Annotated in this window: 17 protein-coding genes and 1 other annotated feature; all 17 genes read left to right on the top strand. The window is 39.4% G+C overall.

Annotation, left to right across the window (positions count from 1 at the left end):
• Positions 1-66 precede the first annotated feature (66 nt).
• The gene (locus A2536_08020) at positions 67-567 is read left to right on the top strand and encodes a 2-C-methyl-D-erythritol 2,4-cyclodiphosphate synthase (protein ID OGF44650.1); all 501 of its coding nucleotides are present in this window, start codon (positions 67-69) and stop codon (positions 565-567) included.
• A complete protein-coding gene (locus A2536_08015) occupies positions 564-998 on the top strand; it encodes a hypothetical protein (protein ID OGF44649.1) in 435 nt (144 codons plus the stop codon). Before A2536_08020 ends, A2536_08015 begins: the two co-directional genes overlap by 4 nt.
• 4 nt (positions 999-1,002) lie before the next feature.
• Positions 1,003-2,439, top strand: a complete 1,437-nt coding sequence (locus A2536_08010) for a glutamate--tRNA ligase (GenBank protein ID OGF44648.1) — start codon at positions 1,003-1,005, stop codon at positions 2,437-2,439.
• Positions 2,440-2,666: 227 nt separating this feature from the next.
• A complete protein-coding gene (locus A2536_08005) occupies positions 2,667-3,428 on the top strand; it encodes a hypothetical protein (protein ID OGF44647.1) in 762 nt (253 codons plus the stop codon).
• Between the two features lie 206 nt (positions 3,429-3,634).
• Positions 3,635-3,761 (top strand) — a binding site (cobalamin riboswitch).
• Positions 3,762-4,009: 248 nt separating this feature from the next.
• Positions 4,010-4,840, top strand: coding sequence for a hypothetical protein (locus tag A2536_08000; protein OGF44646.1), 831 nt, complete (start codon positions 4,010-4,012; stop codon positions 4,838-4,840).
• A gap of 76 nt (positions 4,841-4,916) precedes the next feature.
• Positions 4,917-5,939, top strand: coding sequence for a hypothetical protein (locus tag A2536_07995; GenBank protein OGF44693.1), 1,023 nt, complete (start codon positions 4,917-4,919; stop codon positions 5,937-5,939).
• Positions 5,936-6,688: a hypothetical protein gene (locus tag A2536_07990; protein ID OGF44645.1), complete on the top strand. Its 753-nt coding sequence runs from the start codon at positions 5,936-5,938 to the stop codon at positions 6,686-6,688. Before A2536_07995 ends, A2536_07990 begins: the two co-directional genes overlap by 4 nt.
• Complete coding sequence (locus tag A2536_07985) at positions 6,685-7,218, top strand: hypothetical protein (GenBank protein OGF44644.1); 534 nt, start codon at positions 6,685-6,687, stop codon at positions 7,216-7,218. The genes A2536_07990 and A2536_07985 overlap by 4 nt, the downstream gene beginning before the upstream one ends.
• A gap of 140 nt (positions 7,219-7,358) precedes the next feature.
• Positions 7,359-8,402 carry a nicotinate-nucleotide--dimethylbenzimidazole phosphoribosyltransferase gene (locus A2536_07980; protein OGF44643.1) on the top strand — a complete coding sequence of 348 codons (1,044 nt, stop codon included), beginning with the start codon at positions 7,359-7,361 and terminating at the stop codon, positions 8,400-8,402.
• Between the two features lie 169 nt (positions 8,403-8,571).
• Positions 8,572-9,117, top strand: a complete 546-nt coding sequence (locus A2536_07975) for a bifunctional adenosylcobinamide kinase/adenosylcobinamide-phosphate guanylyltransferase (protein ID OGF44642.1) — start codon at positions 8,572-8,574, stop codon at positions 9,115-9,117.
• On the top strand, positions 9,114-9,848 hold the full coding sequence (locus A2536_07970; protein OGF44641.1) for a cobalamin 5'-phosphate synthase: 735 nt from the start codon (positions 9,114-9,116) through the stop codon (positions 9,846-9,848). The genes A2536_07975 and A2536_07970 overlap by 4 nt, the downstream gene beginning before the upstream one ends.
• A 123-nt stretch (positions 9,849-9,971) precedes the next feature.
• Positions 9,972-11,798: a hypothetical protein gene (locus A2536_07965; protein ID OGF44640.1), complete on the top strand. Its 1,827-nt coding sequence runs from the start codon at positions 9,972-9,974 to the stop codon at positions 11,796-11,798.
• 71 nt (positions 11,799-11,869) lie between these two features.
• On the top strand, positions 11,870-12,493 hold the full coding sequence (locus A2536_07960; GenBank protein ID OGF44639.1) for a hypothetical protein: 624 nt from the start codon (positions 11,870-11,872) through the stop codon (positions 12,491-12,493).
• A gap of 217 nt (positions 12,494-12,710) precedes the next feature.
• On the top strand, positions 12,711-14,246 hold the full coding sequence (locus tag A2536_07955; protein OGF44638.1) for a hypothetical protein: 1,536 nt from the start codon (positions 12,711-12,713) through the stop codon (positions 14,244-14,246).
• A gap of 201 nt (positions 14,247-14,447) precedes the next feature.
• Positions 14,448-14,900: a hypothetical protein gene (locus A2536_07950; GenBank protein ID OGF44637.1), complete on the top strand. Its 453-nt coding sequence runs from the start codon at positions 14,448-14,450 to the stop codon at positions 14,898-14,900.
• 22 nt (positions 14,901-14,922) lie between these two features.
• The gene (locus tag A2536_07945; GenBank protein OGF44636.1) at positions 14,923-17,484 is read left to right on the top strand and encodes a DNA polymerase I; all 2,562 of its coding nucleotides are present in this window, start codon (positions 14,923-14,925) and stop codon (positions 17,482-17,484) included.
• The gene (locus A2536_07940; protein ID OGF44635.1) at positions 17,447-18,076 is read left to right on the top strand and encodes a dephospho-CoA kinase; all 630 of its coding nucleotides are present in this window, start codon (positions 17,447-17,449) and stop codon (positions 18,074-18,076) included. Before A2536_07945 ends, A2536_07940 begins: the two co-directional genes overlap by 38 nt.
• The last annotated feature ends 156 nt before the right edge of the window (positions 18,077-18,232 follow it).

Genomic DNA, 18,232 nt, shown 5'->3' with positions numbered 1-18,232 from the left:
TGAAGGCGGAAGTTTTCTCTCCGCCAACAATAAATAGTCAATAGTCATTATTTATAAGGAGTTATTATGTCCACAAATCTCGTAGGTCTTGGCATTGATATTCACAAACTAAAACACGGTAGAAATCTTATTCTCGGCGGAGTGCATATTCCGTTTCATCTCGGACTGGACGGGCATTCCGATGCGGATATTTTATGTCACGCAATAATTGATGCTTTGCTTGGCGCGGCGGATGAAGGTGATATTGGTCTCATATTCGGCGTGGACCGGCCGGAAAATAAAGACGCTTCCAGTTTGATTCTATTACAGCATGTCGGAAACAAATTAAAAAAAGATTATAAAATTATAAATATTGATACTGTAATAATGACAGAGCAGCCAAAGCTTTCCCAGTACATTGGGGAAATGAAAGAAAATATAGCTAAAATGCTTTCTATTGAACCGGAACAAGTCTCTATAAAAGCCACCACTGCCAAAGGGCTCGGAGATATCGGCACCCAAAAAGCGATGCAAGCCCACGCAATAGTAAATCTAACCAGAAAAAGAAAATGGATGTTTAAGAAATGAAGAAATGCTTTTTTTGCAAAGCTATCGTAAAATATAAGAAGAAAGTACCCTGTCCGATAATTGCAGAATTAAAAGAGTCCTACGTAATTTTGGCAGAAGGGCAGTATTTTAAAGGATATTGTATTCTCTTTACAAAAAGTCACAAAGAACATACACATAAACTCCCGATGAAGGTTCAAAAATGTTTGTACGAAGATATGATGCGGGTGACGGCTGCAATAGACAAAGCCTTCAAACCTGAAAGGTTTAACTATGAGAACCTCGGCAACATCACGCATCATATCCACTGGCACGTAATACCGAGATATAAGAATGATAAATACAAAAAACTCCCCATTTGGCAGATTCCGGAAAAAGTAAGAAAAGGAAAGCTGACGGAGAAACAAGTTGAAGATATAAAGAAGAAACTAAAGAAGATTTTAAAAGGATAAACCAATGACAAACAGAGTACGTTTTGCTCCGTCTCCGACGGGGTACATGCATATAGGGAATGCCAGGACGGCGCTTTTTAATTATCTTTTTGCTAAAAAGACCGAAGGGGTGTTTATTCTCAGGATAGAGGATACTGATCAGGAGAGGTCTACGCCTGAAGCGGTGAAAGTCATAGTCGAGTCGCTCAAGTGGCTGGGGTTGGATTGGGATGAAGGATATTTTGGAATTGATAACGAAAAAGGGGAGTTTGGGCCGTATACCCAGATGAAGCGGCTTTCTATATATAATGAGTATTTAGACAAGCTTTTAAAGGAGAAAAAGGCTTATTATTGCTTCTGTTCTCCTGAAGAAGTGGAAGTTGAGAGACAAAAGTCCGTTAAGGCGGGTATGCCTTATAAATACAGCGGGAAATGTACAAAACTTTCAGAACAGGAAATACAGGCAAAACTTGCGAAGAAAGAAAGGTTTGTTGTAAGGTTTAAAGTAGCTGAAAATGTTATCGTAAAGTTTGATGACCTGGTAAGAGGGCCTGTGGAGTTTAACACGAAAGAGATAGGGGATTTTGTTATTGCCCGTTCGGACGGAGTACCTATATATAACTTTGCTGTCGTTATTGATGATAATCTTATGAAAATCACGCATGTTATCAGAGGTGAAGACCATCTTTCAAATACACCCCGCCAGGTATTGCTCTATGAGGCTTTTGGATTTCCGTTGCCGGAGTTTGCGCATCTTTCCATGATCCTCGGCGCTGACAGGAGCAAGCTTTCAAAAAGGCACGGGGAAACATCTCTTCTTGCTTACCGCGACAAAGGATTTTTGCCTGAAGCAATGTTTAACTACATGTCCCTTCTTGGTTGGTATCCGAAAGACGGCGTGGAGATAAAAACAAAAGAAGAGATATTTAAGAGTTTTGATATTAAAGATGTCGGACATTCCGGTTCTATTTTTGACGAGAAGAAACTTGTCTGGATGAACCACGAATATATTATGAAACTGCCGGAAGAAGTTTACCTGAAACATGCTCTCCCGTATCTTGCAAAGATCGAGAAGAGCGAAGAGTGGAAGAAAGATGTTCTCCTTAAAATAAAGACGGGTGTTAAATCCTTTAATATGATCCCCGAGCTTGCTTCCGTTTTTACTGAAGCAAAAGCCGTTGATCAGGTTGCCGTAAACGTTTGGAGCGGAATAAATAATGCCGCTGCGACTATTAATGCCTTCATTGAAGTTTTGAAAGCAACGGAGATAACCAAGGAAAACTGTAAAGCGCTCATTGCCGAAGCCGGAAAAAAAGCAGGAGTAAAAGGCAAAGACCTGTTTATGCCCATCCGTATCGCCATTACCGGCGCAGAACACGGTGAAGAGCTTGCAAATGTCCTCCCCGCCCTGGGCTCAGCAGAATGCATTAAGAGAATGGAGGCCAATCTTAAAATATTTTAAGATTGTGAATTACTAAGATTTAAGCACTAAATTTTAAGCAGAGCTTTTCTCGATTAGAAATATATATAGATGAAAACATTCGTTTCCATAGCGAGATAAACAAAATCATTGAAACATATTGTCAACAAAAAAATAAATATCTTACAACGGTTTAGTTTAGTGATTAGAATTTAAGTCTTAGTGATTGTTTAGAATTTAGTGCTTAAATCTTAGTTATTGGAGTTAATATGACACTGCTTGAATCCATCATTCTCGGAATAGTTCAGGGTCTCACAGAGTTTCTCCCTGTGAGCTCCTCGGGGCATCTTGTTGTGATACAAAGTTTATTTAAGAACTTCTCCCAGCCGGGAATACTGTTTGATGTGACGCTTCACCTGGGTACGGCCCTTGCGGTTGTGATATATTTTAGAAAACGGATAGTTGAGATATTTAAAAATATAAAACTGCTGATGCTGGTCCTTACTGCCACAGCGGTAACCGGTGTCATAGGTGTTGCATTTAAAGATGTTTTTGAAAAAATGTTCACCGATGTAAAACTAGTCGGAGCGGCGCTTATTGGCACTGCAATAATATTATTATTTGCAGGAAGGGTAAAAACCGGCAATAAAACAGAAAAAGAAATGACCTGGCTTAATGCTTTATTTGTCGGGCTTATCCAGGGTATCGCGATAATCCCGGGAATTTCCAGATCCGGTTCCACTATATCAGCAGGTCTATTTGCAAAGCTTGACAGGAAGTTTGCGGCTGAGTTCTCCTTTCTCCTTTCCATTCCTGCTGTTTTGGGAGCCGCAGTAATAGAAACAAGGCATCTAACAAAAGCAGATATGGTCAATATTGATATATCCGTCTACCTGACAGGCCTTTTAGTTGCCGCGATAACCGGCTTCTTCTGCACAAAGCTCCTCGTAAATATCATCCAAAAACAAAAACTCCATTATTTTTCCATATATTTGCTTATAATGGGAACTATTGTATTGATGGTTCTATAAAATATGAACATCCCTCAGGCTTATGTGGATGTGCCAAAAGCCGAAAATATTTATAGTAACAATATATATTGTAGTTGCTCGATTAATCGAGCGCCTGATAAATCAGGCAACTACAGTTTGCGCTTGCTTTATTTATAAAATTATAAAATTGTATTGACAAAAAATATTATGTTGGCTAGAATACAAGCGTAGTTGTTTTGCGGTGTAGGGAAGCCGGTGTGAATCCGGCGCACTCCCGGTGCTGTAAGAAGGAACGAAATTCCAGAGCCACTGTCTCGCCTCCGGCGGACGGGAAGGCGGAAGAGTAGGTTGGACCTTCGAGCCAGAAAACCTTACCGTAAAATGAATCACCGTCTCCTTCGAGGAACAAAGGATAAACGGTTTTTTAATTAGCGGGCCAAGTTAGAACGGGTGCACCTCGCTTGTATGTGAAAATACAAGCAGGTGCATTTTTATTTGGGGCTCTGTCATTGCGAGGAGGAGTTTTTACGACGAAGCAATCTATAAAAAAACGAGATTGCTTCAACCAAAAGGCAGGTTTCGCAATGACAAAATTATTTTAAGAAAGGAAAATTGACTCAATGAAGATTGGTATCGCTATCTGGAACATACGAAAAAAGTCCATTATTAATACAATTGACCATTTAGCCGGAATGGGATTTACGTCCATTAGTTTTTTAGGTAGTTCCTTTGAAGATGCAAGTGAAAAAGCCGTTGCGGAGGCGATAAAGAAAAATAAATTAGTTGTTACTTTTCATCTGGCGTTCTTCTCCATGAAAAAAAAAAGGTTTTTAAAAGATCTGAAAACCAGACTGGATAACATTAAAGGTTTTATAAAAAGAAACAAAATGGAAAAACATGTTTTAAATATCTGTTTTGACCCTGCTTTTGATGAAGTTGGGGAAAGGCATGATGTGGTTTATAATGCGAATAATACGATAAAGGCGCTCAAATTTACTCTAAAGAATATCTCAAGAGTTAAAGTAGGTATTGAAAACTGGACAGTTAATTCAAAGATCTCTGATTTTCAAAAAATAAGTAAAGCGATAAAGTCAAAGCGGCTCGGGATTCTTTTAGACCTCGGGCATATGAATATTGCGGTAAAAAAAGGACTTATTGATAAAGAAAATATTTCCGAGTATATCAACTCGCTGCCGCTTTCCGTTGTCGAGCTGCATGTCCATGACAACAACGGCGAAGAAGATTCGCACCTCCCTTTAGGGAGAGGAAATATGGATTATGCTGAGGTTTTTAAAATATTGAAAGATTCAAAGAAGCTTGCGAAAGGCTGCGTGGCCACACTTGAACTTAAACCGCACATGAAGGATATCGCAATAACGGAAAAACAAAGACGGAGAGAAGTGCAGAAAACACGAGAGATAACAAAAAAACTATTGGAGCAATATATTTGATGATTTGTAGTTGCAATCTCTTCGAGAGATCCGCCCTATATAACTGGCGGAAGTGGAATCGTTTTCAAAAGGTAAAATGAAAAATAGATTTAAAACTTACATACTGCTTGGAATAATACTTTTAATTTCGAGTGTTTTCCTTGGGATATTTATAGGCGGTGTTTTTATTGAGCCGGGTGCGGCAATTAAGATAATGCTTTCTAAAATACCGGCAGTCAGCGGGTATATTCCTGTTACCTGGGATGAAACTATCTCTGATATACTTTTTAAAGTCAGGATACCCAGGGTTTTGCTGGCTCTTTTAGTCGGTGCTTCACTTTCGGTCTCAGGCGCGGTATTTCAGGGTCTTCTTAAAAATCCGCTTGCGGATCCTTATCTTCTAGGGGTTTCAAGCGGTGCGGCGCTTGGAGCTGCTATTATAATACTTTCAAGTTTGCCGTTTTTCTTCTTTGGAGTTCCTGTAGTCCCTTTTGCCGCGTTTGCAGGTGCGCTTTTATCAATGTTCTTAGTGTATGGTCTGGCCCGGAATAAAGGGAAGATCTCTTTACACACATTACTTCTTTCAGGGGTTATTATTAACTTTTCTTTTTCTGCTCTTATAATGCTTATTATCACAGTTTCAAATAAAGGACTTGCAGAAGTGGTGGTTTGGATGATGGGTACTTTAAATAATACGAACTATGATCTGCTTCCTTATATTACCCCGGTCGCCTTGCTTTTAATGTTTGTCATCTACATGTTCAGCAATGATCTGAATATTATTGCTGTTGGAGAAGAAACTGCGGTTTTTCTTGGAGTAAAAACCGAAAAAGTAAAAAAAATGCTCTTTGTTCTGACTTCTATGCTCACGGCTCTTGCCGTATCCGTAAGCGGCCTGATTGGTTTTGTAGGTCTGATAATTCCTCATATAGCAAGGATGATCGTCGGGCCGGATCACCGTATTCTTATACCGGTCTCTGCACTCCTCGGTGGAATATTTTTAATTCTCTCGGATACGCTTTGCAGGAGCGTAATAGCACCGTCAGAAATACCTACAGGAGTGGTTACCGCGATCTTAGGCGGTCCGTTATTTTTGTATCTTTTAAAGAGGAAAAAGTGAAAATACTTGAAGCAAAAAACATAACGTTCGGCTACGGGGAAAAGCAGGTGTTGAATAATATCAATCTCTCTGTTGAAGAAGCTGATTTTATCGGGATAATAGGGCCTAACGGTTCGGGTAAAACAACACTTCTTAAAATGCTTTGCAGAGGGTTAAAACCCGGAGCAGGGAATGTGTTTTTCAAAGGTCAGGATATATTTAAACTGGATACCGGGTTTGTTGCCAAAAATATTGCTATGGTCCCGCAGGATGAAACAATTATATTTCCGTTTACGGTATTTGAAATTGTGATGATGGGGCGCTCTCCGTACATTAAAAGGTTTTCCTGGGAAGGGAAAGAGGATGTTGATATTGTTAATTCCGCGATGAAGCTTGCGGATATTTCACGCTTTAAAGACAGGAACATTGATGAATTAAGCAGCGGGGAAAGGCAGAGGGTTTTTATTGCCCGCGCCTTAGCGCAAATGCCGAAAGTCCTTTTACTGGATGAACCGACAAGTCATCTGGATATCAATCATCAGTATGATATTCTTGAACTTGTAAAAAAGTTGAATGAAAATGTAAAAATAACGGTAATTATGATTTCTCATGATATTAATCTTGCTTCGAAATACTGCAAAAAGCTGGTACTTTTAAAAAAGGGGAGGATCTATACGGAAGGAACGGCAAAAAAAGTAGTTACGAGAAAAATAATAAAAGATGTCTATGGCGTTAACGTAAATCTGATAAAGGGGAATGTGTTGCTATGAAATTAAAAAAGGGGCTGGTTCAAATATATACTGGGGAAGGGAAAGGAAAAACCACTGCGGCTTTCGGTCTGGCGCTTAGGGCGGCCGGGAATGGTTTTAAGATCGCAATCTTTCAATTCTTAAAAGCAAACGGAAATAAAACCGGAGAGCTTGTGCTTTCTAAGAAATTTAAGAATGTTAAAATATTCAGAAATGACCAAACGCATCCGATGTTCGATAAAAATATTTCTTTGACAGAACTTAAAATGAATGCGGAACTTCTGTTCGATGCAGCAATAGATGCAAGTCAGAACGGGAAATACGATCTGGTTATCCTGGATGAAATAAGTAATTGTGTTTTTGGAGGATTAATAAGCGAAAAAGAGCTGTTGAATTTAATAAAAAACAAATCAAAAACAACGGAACTGGTTTTGACCGGAAGAAATGCCTCAAAAATAATAATAAAAACCGCCGATATGGTAACAGAAATGAAAGCAATAAAGCACCCGTATGATAAAGGGGTGTCGGCAAGGAAAGGAATAGAGTACTAAAAAAAAATTACGATTGACGAATGACAATTGACAATTTTATGAATGCGGGAAAAGCTCCCGCAATATTTAATAAATATGTATATAACACCATATATTGTAGTTTGTAATTCGTACTTTGTAATTATTTTAAAGGAGTATAAATGAAAATAGGTAAACATGAACTAAAGATATCCGGTACAGACAAGAACCTGCTGTCAGCTACGCAAAAACGGTTGGATTTTCTTACAAAACCTCTCAGTAGTCTGGGGCGGCTTGAGGAGATTGCGAAAACAGTTGTAGCTATAAGCGGAAAGAAGAATCCGGTATTAAATAATAAAGTTATATTTACTATGGCAGGAGATCATGGGATTGCGAGGGAAGGAGTGTCAGCCTATCCTATGGAAGTAACCCCGCAAATGGTGCTTAACTTTTTAAACGGCGGGGCGGGAATAAATGTTATTGCCAGGCATGTTGGAGCGAAGGTTATCATTGTAGATATGGGTGTTAATTATGATTTTAAAGGAATAAAAGGGTTGGTTGATAAGAAAATCGGTATGGGAACAAAAAGTTTTACGTCAGGTCCTGCGATGACTAGGGAAGACGCTCTTAAAAGTATAGAAGCAGGTATTGATGTTGTCTTTATAGAGAAAGAATTGGATATTATCGGTACTGGGGATATGGGAATTGGAAATACCTCCCCTAGCGCGGCGATTACTTCCATATATACGGGGAAAGCAGTGAAAGAAGTGACAGGCCGGGGAACAGGAATTGATGATAAAGGTTTGGCAAATAAGATAGCGCTGATCGAAAAGGGAATAGCGGTTAATAAGCCGGACCGTAGGGATGCGATAGATGTTCTTTCTAAGGTCGGGGGATTTGAAATAGGCGGGCTTGCAGGAGTGATACTCGGCGGAGCCATGAGAAAAGTACCGGTGGTGATTGACGGCTTTATTTCAACAGCGGCCGCACTTATCGCAGTGGGTATAGAACCGAAAGCCGGTGAATATATAATTGCCTCTCATAATTCCGTAGAAAACGGACATAAATTTGCTCTGGAGCATTTAAAGCTTAAGCCGATATTAAACCTTGAGCTCCGGCTCGGAGAAGGTACCGGCGCGGCGCTTTCTATGAGTATTATTGAAGCGGCGGTGAAGATCCTGAATGAAATGGCAACGTTTGAAAGTGCAGGAGTGAGTAATAAATAGAATGACTAAGTACTAATGACTAGTGACTATTTTAGGATGGCGGAAAAAAGCTTTCCGCCTACATAAATATATTGTTTTATTAAATGCTACGGCGGTACTTTGCCGTATTCATTAAATTGTCATTAGTCAATAGTCATTAGTAATTTCATGGCAGTACAGGAGCTTTTGCATGGAAACAAAGAGTATGCCCCAAGTAAGTAGCTTAACCTTCATCACCGGTGGTGCGCGGAGCGGGAAATCTTCTTTTGCGGAGGAATTGGCTGTAAAGAGTGCAAAAGACAGGGTGTATATTGCTACCATGCAAGGGTTGGATGAGGAGATGAAAAAAAGGATAAAGAGGCATAAAAAACAGCGGGGGGAAGGCTGGTGCACTGTGGAAGAACCTCTTGATCTTTTAAAGTCTGTAAAAAGCGGGGATAAAAAAAACAGGGTTATTCTTATTGATTGTCTGACTCTCTGGGTGTCGAATAGGATGATGAAAGGGGAAAAAGAAAAAGAGATATTGACGTCGGCGGAAGAAATTGCAAAGTATTGCGCCGGTGCAAAAGCGGAAGTTATCGCAGTCTCAAATGAAGTAGGTATGGGACTGGTCCCGGATAATAAGCTGGGCCGGGATTTCAGGGATATTCAGGGCCGGGTTAACCGTATTTTTGCAGAACGTGCAGCAAAGGTGTTTTTTCTGGTATCAGGGATCCCTCTGGAGGTAAAGAAGTGAAAAGTTTTCTTATTGCTTTACAGTTCCTGACAAATATTCCGTTTAAAATAAAAAATATAAAACAAAATGAACTCCCGGGATCGGTTACCTATTATCCTCTTGTCGGACTTATAATAGGAGCTTTGCTGGCCTTATCATATTTTGTTTTCAGCAAAATATTTGTATTTTTGCTTCCTTCGGTCCTTGTTATCGGTGTATATCTGCTTTTAACCGGAGCCCTGCACCTTGACGGGTTTACGGATACGGTAGACGGTTTATACGGCGGAAGAACAAAAAAAGATATTTTCAGGATAATGGAAGACAGCGCAACCGGCGCAAAAGGGGCAGCCTGGGCAGCCTTTATTTTACTTCTAAAAGTAATTATTATAATAAAACTTTCCTTTTACAATGTTTATCCAGCATTATTACTTTTCCCTGTTTTGGGAAGATATTCCATGACAATATTAATGAAATATTCTCCCTATGCTAAAAAGTACGGAATGGGGAAGGTATACTGTCAAAACATTACAAACACGCAGTTCATAATAATAACTGCATTTGCCCTGCTTCTTTCAGTGTTTTTCGGCCTGCGGGGTCTTGTTGCTTTTGTCTGCGCGGCAGCAGCGGCGCTGATTATCATGAAATACTTTAAAAATAAGCTTGGCGGCGTTACAGGAGATATTTTCGGTTTCACGGTGGAAGTGACGGAAGTTGCAGCCTTGTTAATTTTTGCAATAAAATTAAAATATTAATGACTAAGTACTAGTGACTAATGACTATTTAAGGAAGCTGTAAACAGCATATATAATAATCCTCATTAAATAGTCATTAGTAATTAGTCAATAGTCATTGTAATTAAATAGGAGGATTTTAATATGAAAAAGTTATTGCTCGTACTGGTACTTGCTGTATCTGCTTTTGCGGAAGATAGTGGCACGGTTAAACCTGAAAAAGAGTTTTTCCAGCTGGATGATATTGTTGTTACCGGTTCCAGAGTGGAAAAAGCGCTTAGGGAATCTCCCGGCTCGCTTGCTATAGTTGATGATTCAAAAGTTGCAAACGGCGGGGATAAGAATGCAGGTCTGGCAGTTTCTGAGATTCCCGGTGTTGACTCGGGAAAAGTCGGAGCAATTGGACAGACGCAAAGCGTTATGATCCGTGGAATCGGCTCTGAAGGAACTCTGGTGCTTATAAACGGTGTAAGGTTAAACTCTTCATATCAGGGCCTTGTTGATTTTTCCTCGCTGCCTCTTGATAACATAGAAAGAATTGAAGTGTTGAAGGGTCCGGCCTCTTCGCTTTACGGAGCGGACGCGGCGGGCGGAGTTATAAATATTATAACTAAAAGCCGTGTAGAAAAACGGTCACTGGAGATCTCAACTTTTTACGGTTCGTTTGCAACTAAAGACCTCAGGGCTTCATATTCAGATAACCTGGGCGGTCTTTCTTTGAATCTTTCAGGCTCGCATCTTGCTACCAACGGTCAGAGGGTGAATAGTGATGTTTTAAGCAATGACCTGAGTCTTTCACTTTCATATGATTTTGCAAAAAATCATACGTTAAAAACCCTCCTTACGGCTTACAAGAGCGACAGCGGTGCTCCCGGTTCCTTGCTCTGGTTGACCCCCTTAGACCGCCAGCAAATGGAAAGGTTGAATGCCGGGGTGGATTATCGCCTGCCTCTAACCGAAGATTCCGATATTAGGGTAAAAATAAACGGGAGCAAAAGTATTTTGAATTTTTTCCAGCCGGGTATTTTTACCTTGAGCGAAGAAAGAAACTTTTTTACCGAAACAACCTATACTTACGATTTTGGCGGAATTAATATATTTACGATCGGTTTAAGCGGCAATTATAGTGTGAATGAACAAAATTGGATGGGAGACCACAATGCCACAACAAAATCATGCTTTGCGCAGGATATAATCGATCTTCTCGGTTCCTGGATATTTACTGCTTCTGCGCGCTATGACAGTCATTCTATTTATGGTGATTCATTTAATCCAATGCTTGCGCTTGTATATAATATTGAAGACGGGGTGCAGATAAGAACCTCCTATGGCACTTCTTTCAGAGCTCCGACTTTTTCCGAACTGTATTCGACTTCTGCTATGGGCGGGCCGGGGAATCCTTTGTTACTGCCGCAGAAAACTAATTCTTTTGAAGCGGGTTTAAATCTTGAGTTCGGAAGGTCTGCTATTTTAACTACTACATATTTTAATAATCAGATAAAGGATCTTATAGACTGGGCGCCTATAGATCCTACCTATATGACTTCTTTTGATTGGACCCCCTCGAATGTAGGAGAAGCAGAGACCTACGGTGTGGAATCAGAACTTAAAATTAAATGTGCTGAAAATCTCAATGTGTTTGCCGGACATACCTGGCTGGTGGCTTTAAATAAAATTACAAATCTGGAACTTTTATACAGGCCAAAAAATAAAGCTAATCTTGGAGTTGCCTATGAATTACTTGGCCAGAAATTAAAAATAGATGCGGAATATTATGATGTCAGACAGGCAAGTACCGTCACAACACTCCCGAGTTTTATTACCTTAAATGCGAAATTAGACCTTATGATTATAAAAGAGGTGACGCTTATTTTCTCGGCGAAAAATATTTTGAATACTGTTTATGAACTTAGAGAAAGCTACCCGCTTCCGGGAAGAACGTTAAATGCGGGGGTGAAACTGACGTTCTAACGGTAAAGAGCAGGTTCTGGGCCCTGGGTCCTTGGTTCTAGGTTTACATTTGAGGAGTCTTTTTCTAGTAAATGAAAATATTTTTAGCGATTTCCATAGGTTTGCATGCGCTTCTGTTTGCGGCGCTTTCGCTTTCTCCCTCAAAAAAAGAGAAGGAGAGTACTGGCCGTATTATTGAAGTCAGCTATTATCAGGGAAAAATCTATATCCCTGTTAATAAAGTGAAAACAAAGGCATTGGAAACAGTCCCCATTATTAAAGCGGAGATACAAACTGTAAATGAGGAATTAAAAGCCCCCGTAGAAACGGTTGGCAATACTGCTTTTGAAAAAAGAGAAAGTTCAGGCCCTTCACAGACCGGAACTGCCGAAACAGGAGACGGCAGCGGGTTCTCCGATACGGATCCGGAGACTGCTGCTTGGTTCTCTGCTTTTAAGGAGAGAATAGAAAGATTAAAAAGATATCCGAAGAAAGCCCTGGAAGAAGGCAGCGAGGGAAAAACCCTGCTTGAGATAACCATAGAAGATAATGGAATATTAAATAAAATAAATGTACTTTATTCGTCGGGCGACGATGCCCTGGATAATGAAGCAGTTCGTACCGTAAAAGCTGCGTCACCTTTCAGGCCATTGCCCGGAAAAATGGGAAAAGCAGTAACCTTCCGTCTTCCTCTAAAATTCGAAGTAAGAAAATAATATTATCTGTCTAATACGGACTAAAGACATGCGCCTCCTGTAACTGCAGTAATTTTCCTGTCTTCAAAAAGTATTGACATTCTTCTGAAAAGTGATATACTTTACTACAAAGTTAATGCTTGACGTGAAAAATATAATGAATTGCTGATATGAAATCAGGCGGTTTGAATTCTTAAGAAAATAGTTTTTGTTGCCTCTATCCGGGGCGGGAGCAGGAATGGACTTTTATGAGAGGCAGTTAAAGACACCGTTGTTTGACGCTGTTGTTAACTATGCAAAGCAAAAGAAAATATCTTTTCATACGCCGGGGCATAAGCATGGGGACGGTATACCAAAAAAATTCAGAGATTTTGTCGGAGCAAAGATATTCGATATTGACCTTACCCTTCTTGAAGAAGTGGATTCTCTGCAGGATCCTAAGACTGTAATCAAGGAAGCTCAGAAACTTGCGGCGGAAGCTTACGGTGCGGACTTCTCTTTTTTACTGGTAAACGGCACGACCATAGGGAATCAAGCGATGATCCTTTCTGCCTGTATGCCGGGAGATAAAATAATAATCCCGAGGAACGCCCACAAATCCGTAATAGCCGGGGTAATACTAAGCGGTGCCATTCCGATTTATATTTATCCCAAGTTTGATAAGGAACTGGGCGTTATTACCAATATTACTCCCGAAGAAGTTATGGAAAAAGTACACCTGCACCCTGATGTAAAAGCAATACTGGTAACAAATCCTACTTACAACGGTATAACAACAGATATAAGAGAGATTGTAAGAATTGCGCATAATCACAAAAAAATTATTATGGTGGATGAGGCTCACGGTCCGCATCTTAAATTTCACCCTGACCTTCCGACTTCTGCTATGGAAGCGGGTGCTGATATCTGTGTCCAGAGCAGTCATAAAATTATTTCAGGAATGACGCAGGCTTCAATGCTTTTTGCGCGAAAAAGTGTCGACCTTATGAAATTAAAAAGAATACTCCAGCTCTTACACACTACTTCACCTTCATATATTTTGATGGCATCGCTCGATGTTGCAAGGATGCAGATGGCGACACAGGGAAGGGAGATTCTTTCAAAAGTCATTGCGCTGGCGGAAGAAGCAAGAAAAGGGATAAAAGCTCAGGGAATAGGGTGTTTTGGCCGCGAGGCTATAGGCCGTGAAGGCATTTTTGGTATTGATGTCACAAAACTAAATATTGACGCAACCGGAGTGGGGGATACAGGCTATCAGGTACAAAAACTCCTTAATAAGAAATTCAATATTCAGGTGGAGTTTGCCACCCCGACAAGTTTGCTTGCGATAATTACCCTGGGAAACACTAAAAATGATATATACAAGCTTAACTATGCCCTTAAAGATATTAAAAAGAATTATGTTAAAAATGAAAAAGTTGTAGATGCCATCAGAAGTGTACAGTTTCCGAATATTGTCTCCGAGGTAGTCTTAACACCTCGTGAAGCTTCCTTCTCTATTACAAAAAAGGTGCATTTTAAAGAGTCTATCGGCATGATAAGCGCTGAAGTTGTTTGTCCTTATCCTCCGGGGATTCCTCTCCTGGCTCCCGGCGAAAGAATTACAAAAGAAGTTTACGACTACCTTATGTTTTTAAAAGAAATGGGGACCATCATTAACGGACAGGATGATAAAAATCTCAATTTTATTAAGGTTGTTCACGAGACCAAACATGAGCCGGAATTAATGAATAATATACTTGAAGTTAGCAAGATAATAGGGTACAAAGGATAGTCATTTTGTAAGTCAGAGGTCTTGGATTTAATTTGGCTGAAACGAGCTGAAATATTTATCAAGAAGGGAGGATCACAAACTTGCTATTTTGCTGCGATGAATGTCCGTACTATGAAAACTGCAGCGAAGCCGGAACATTGCTTGATGGCTGCTGCAAAAAGTGTATTTATTTCGAAGATTGTCATTTTGAGGAGATATCAAATGAAGAAGAAGAAGAATAAAACGGCATTAAAGCCGAAGAAAGTAAAAGCTGTAAAATTAAAAAAAATTGCCGCGGTAAAACCTGCAAAAGCAGTAAAAATTGTAAAAATTCCGGCAAAAGATCTGAAAATATATAAAAATCTCCTCCTTTCTCAGAAAAAAGAATTTATAGAGGAGCTTAATAAAAATCTTGATGACAGTAAAAAAATAGATTTTAATGAGGTTAAAGATTCTGTGGACCTGGCCAGCGACACCTATGATACGGAATTTTTACATAATTTGAGCGATACCGAAAAGAGACAGATTGAAGAAATTGACTATGCCCTCGAGAAAATAAGTCTTGGAAAATTTGGAGCCTGCGAATCCTGCAATAAAAAGATTAACAAGGACCGTCTGGGAGTATTGCCTCAGGCAAAATATTGTTTTACCTGTCAAACAAAAAGCGGCGGTTGAACCCTAAAAGCGGGATTGTCAGATGACAGAGAAAAAGAAAAAGCTGTTTTTAATAGACGGTAATTCGTACCTGTATCGCAGTTACTATGCTATAAAAAATTTAAGAACCAGAAAAGGCGCGCCAACCAATGCAGTGTTCGGGTTTGCGCGTCTTTTATTTAGAATAATTAAAGTATATAAACCGGATTACCTTGCCTTTGCTTTTGATACCAAAGGCCCTACCTTCAGGCACCTGGCTTTTAAGGATTATAAAGCACACAGAGAGCCGCCTCCGGAAGAATTAATTATTCAGATGCCCGTAACAAAAGATTTGATAAAGAGTTTTAATATGCCGTCTTTTGAACTTCAAGGTTATGAGGCTGATGATATAATAACTTATCTTGCAAAAAAAGGGGAAAAGTCGGGGCTTAGCGTTACAATTTTAACCGGAGATAAAGACCTTCTCCAGCTTGTTAACGATAATATTCAAATAATGAGCGCCCATAAAGATGATTATATATATGATTCTGAAAAAGTAAAAGAAAAATACGGAATAACACCGCTCCAAATGATTGATTTTCTGGCGCTTCTTGGGGATGCAAGCGACAATATACCCGGAGTTGACGGTATTGGAGAAAAGACGGCTTCAGAACTGCTTAAAGAATTTAAAGGTCTCGATGATATTTATGCCAATATTGAAAAAGTAAAGAGTGATAAATTAAGGGAAAAACTGCTAAAAGGCAGGGAATCAGCTTATTTTAGCCGGCAGCTGGCGACGCTTATAGAGCCGCCGCTTGAGATAAAAATAGAAGATCTTTTAGTGAAAGATCCGGATGTTAACGCGGTTATTTCTAAACTGGGGGAGCTGGAATTTACCTCGTTAAGGGAAGAATTCAGAAAACTCAAATATGTCTCTGCCCCGGCCGTGGAAATAGATCTTTTTTCAGAAGAAGTAAAAGAAAAATCAAATATTTCAGAGTTGAAAAACAAAGAAGAGATAAAAGAGCTTTTTAATAATATAATAACTCACAAAAAAGCAGCCGTAAGACTGAAGGCCGGAAAAATATATTTTTCTTATGCCGACAAAAGCGGGTCCGTACTGGATTTTGATAAAACGTCAACAGAAGGGATTTTTTCGGATAATAATATATCGTTGACCTTCTTTGATTATAAGAATTTTCTTAGAGAGTATAACGGTGAAATACCGGTAAAAGAGGTTTTTGACTGCCTGCTGGCTGCGTATCTTTTGAATCCCGACCGGGGAAGCTATACTCCCGCGGAAATAATATTCAGATATTTGTCCAAGAATCCCGCTGAAAACGAGGAGATCTGTTTTCTTCTTGCTCTGCAAGAAATACTTAAAAAAGAGCTGGCCGGGCAAAATCTTCTCCCCTTATTTGAAAATATAGAAATGCCCCTGGTTCCGGTCCTTGCTTCTATGGAAAAAGCCGGTATTAAGCTGGATCTTCCCTACTTAAAAAAACTGTCCGTTGAAATAGAAAAAAAACTGGAAGGTCTGGTTAAAAATATCTACGAGCTGGCAGGCGGGGAGTTTAATATCAATTCGCCGCAGCAGCTTGGAAAAATATTGTTTGAAAAACTTAAACTTCCGGTTATAAAAAAGACAAAGACCGGGGCTTCTACGGATGTTGAAGTACTGGAAGAACTTTCAGGAAAATCCCCCCTGCCTGCGTTTTTACTGGAATACCGGCAATTAACAAAACTTAAAAACACCTATATTGATGCTCTGCCGCTGCTGGCGGATAAAGAAAATAAAATTCATACTTCTTTTGATCAGACAGGTACGGCAACCGGAAGATTGTCAAGTTTAAATCCAAATATACAAAATATTCCGGTCAGAACGGAAATCGGGAAAGAAATCAGAAGAGCGTTTATAGCTTCAGAAAAAGGATGGAAAATAATCTCTGCGGATTACTCGCAGATTGAACTAAGAATTCTCGCGCATTTCTCCGGGGATGCGAACCTCTTAGATGCTTTTAAAAAAGATGAGGACGTTCACAGCCGGACTGCCTCCGAAATATTTAATATGGAAAAAGCAGCGGTGACAGGCGACGAAAGGCGCATTGCTAAAACCGTTAATTTTGGCATAATATACGGAATCTCGGCGTTTGGTCTTGCAAAACAATTAAAAATAAGCCGGACGGAAGCGCAGAAATATATAGACAGCTATCTCAAAAATTATACGGGGGTTGAGAAGTTTATTAAGGATTCCAAGGAAAAAGCCCGAAAATCCGGTTTTGTTGAGACCCTGCTTGGAAGAAAAAGGTATATTCCTGATATTGATAGTAGTAATAAGAACACGAGGGAATTTGCGGAAAGAGTCGCTATAAACGCCCCGATACAAGGTTCGGCTTCAGACATTATTAAACTTGCAATGGTTAAACTATATTGTATAATGAAGAAAGAAGATTTCAAAGGACGCCTTTTGCTTCAGGTACATGATGAGCTTATTCTTGAATGTCCTGAAAAAGATGTGGAAAGCCTGAAAATACTTGTAAAAGAAACTATGGAAAATGTTGTTAAGCTAAAAGTACCTGTCAAAGTTGATGTTAGCTCGGGGGATAACTGGTGTGAGTGCAAGTAAAAATATAGTTATCGGTATAACCGGAGGAGTTGCAACCGGAAAAAGCACTGTGGTTTCACTCCTGAGAAAAGATTTTAAATATTTTACCAGTGCGGATGAAATAGCTCGCCGCATAGTTAAACCCGGAATGCCTGCATATAAAAATATTATAAAGAAGTTTGGTAATCGCATTCTTTCAAAAAACGGCACAATAGACAGAAAAATTCTGGCAGCGATAATATTTAATAATCCCTTAAGGCGAAAACAGCTGCAAAATATAACACATCCGGAGATCATTTCTGCGATGAAAAAAAATGTTGAAACGTTTAAGAAAAAATCCCGGATTGTTCTTTTTGAAGCGCCTTTATTATTTGAAGCCGGAATGCAGAAAATGGCGGATGTTATTGTCGCGGTTGTCTCATCAAAAAAAAATCAGATAAAAAGATTTGTAAACAGCGGGCACACCAGGGCTGACACTCTTCGAAGAATAAAAAGCCAACTCCCTTTAAAAACAAAAATAAAAAAAGCCGATATTGTTATCTATAATGACGGCAGCTTAAAAGAGTTAAAAAAGTCAGTTAAAGAATTAGCTGCCGTGATAAAAGAACTATAAGGTAAATTACAATATAATGTAGTAAAAATATTTAATATACCTCTTTGTATTGTCCTTTGTCATTCGTAATTCAGACTGTGTCGCAATTATTTCTAGAAACACCGTTCTTTGACAACTGGAACCAAGAAGCGGTTTTTTAACCGAACTTAAACATTT

The sequence above is a fragment of the Candidatus Firestonebacteria bacterium RIFOXYD2_FULL_39_29 genome, assembly GCA_001778375.1.
GTDB lineage: Bacteria > Oederibacteriota > D2-FULL-39-29 > D2-FULL-39-29 > D2-FULL-39-29 > D2-FULL-39-29.
This window is presented reverse-complemented; position numbering and strand designations above follow the sequence as displayed.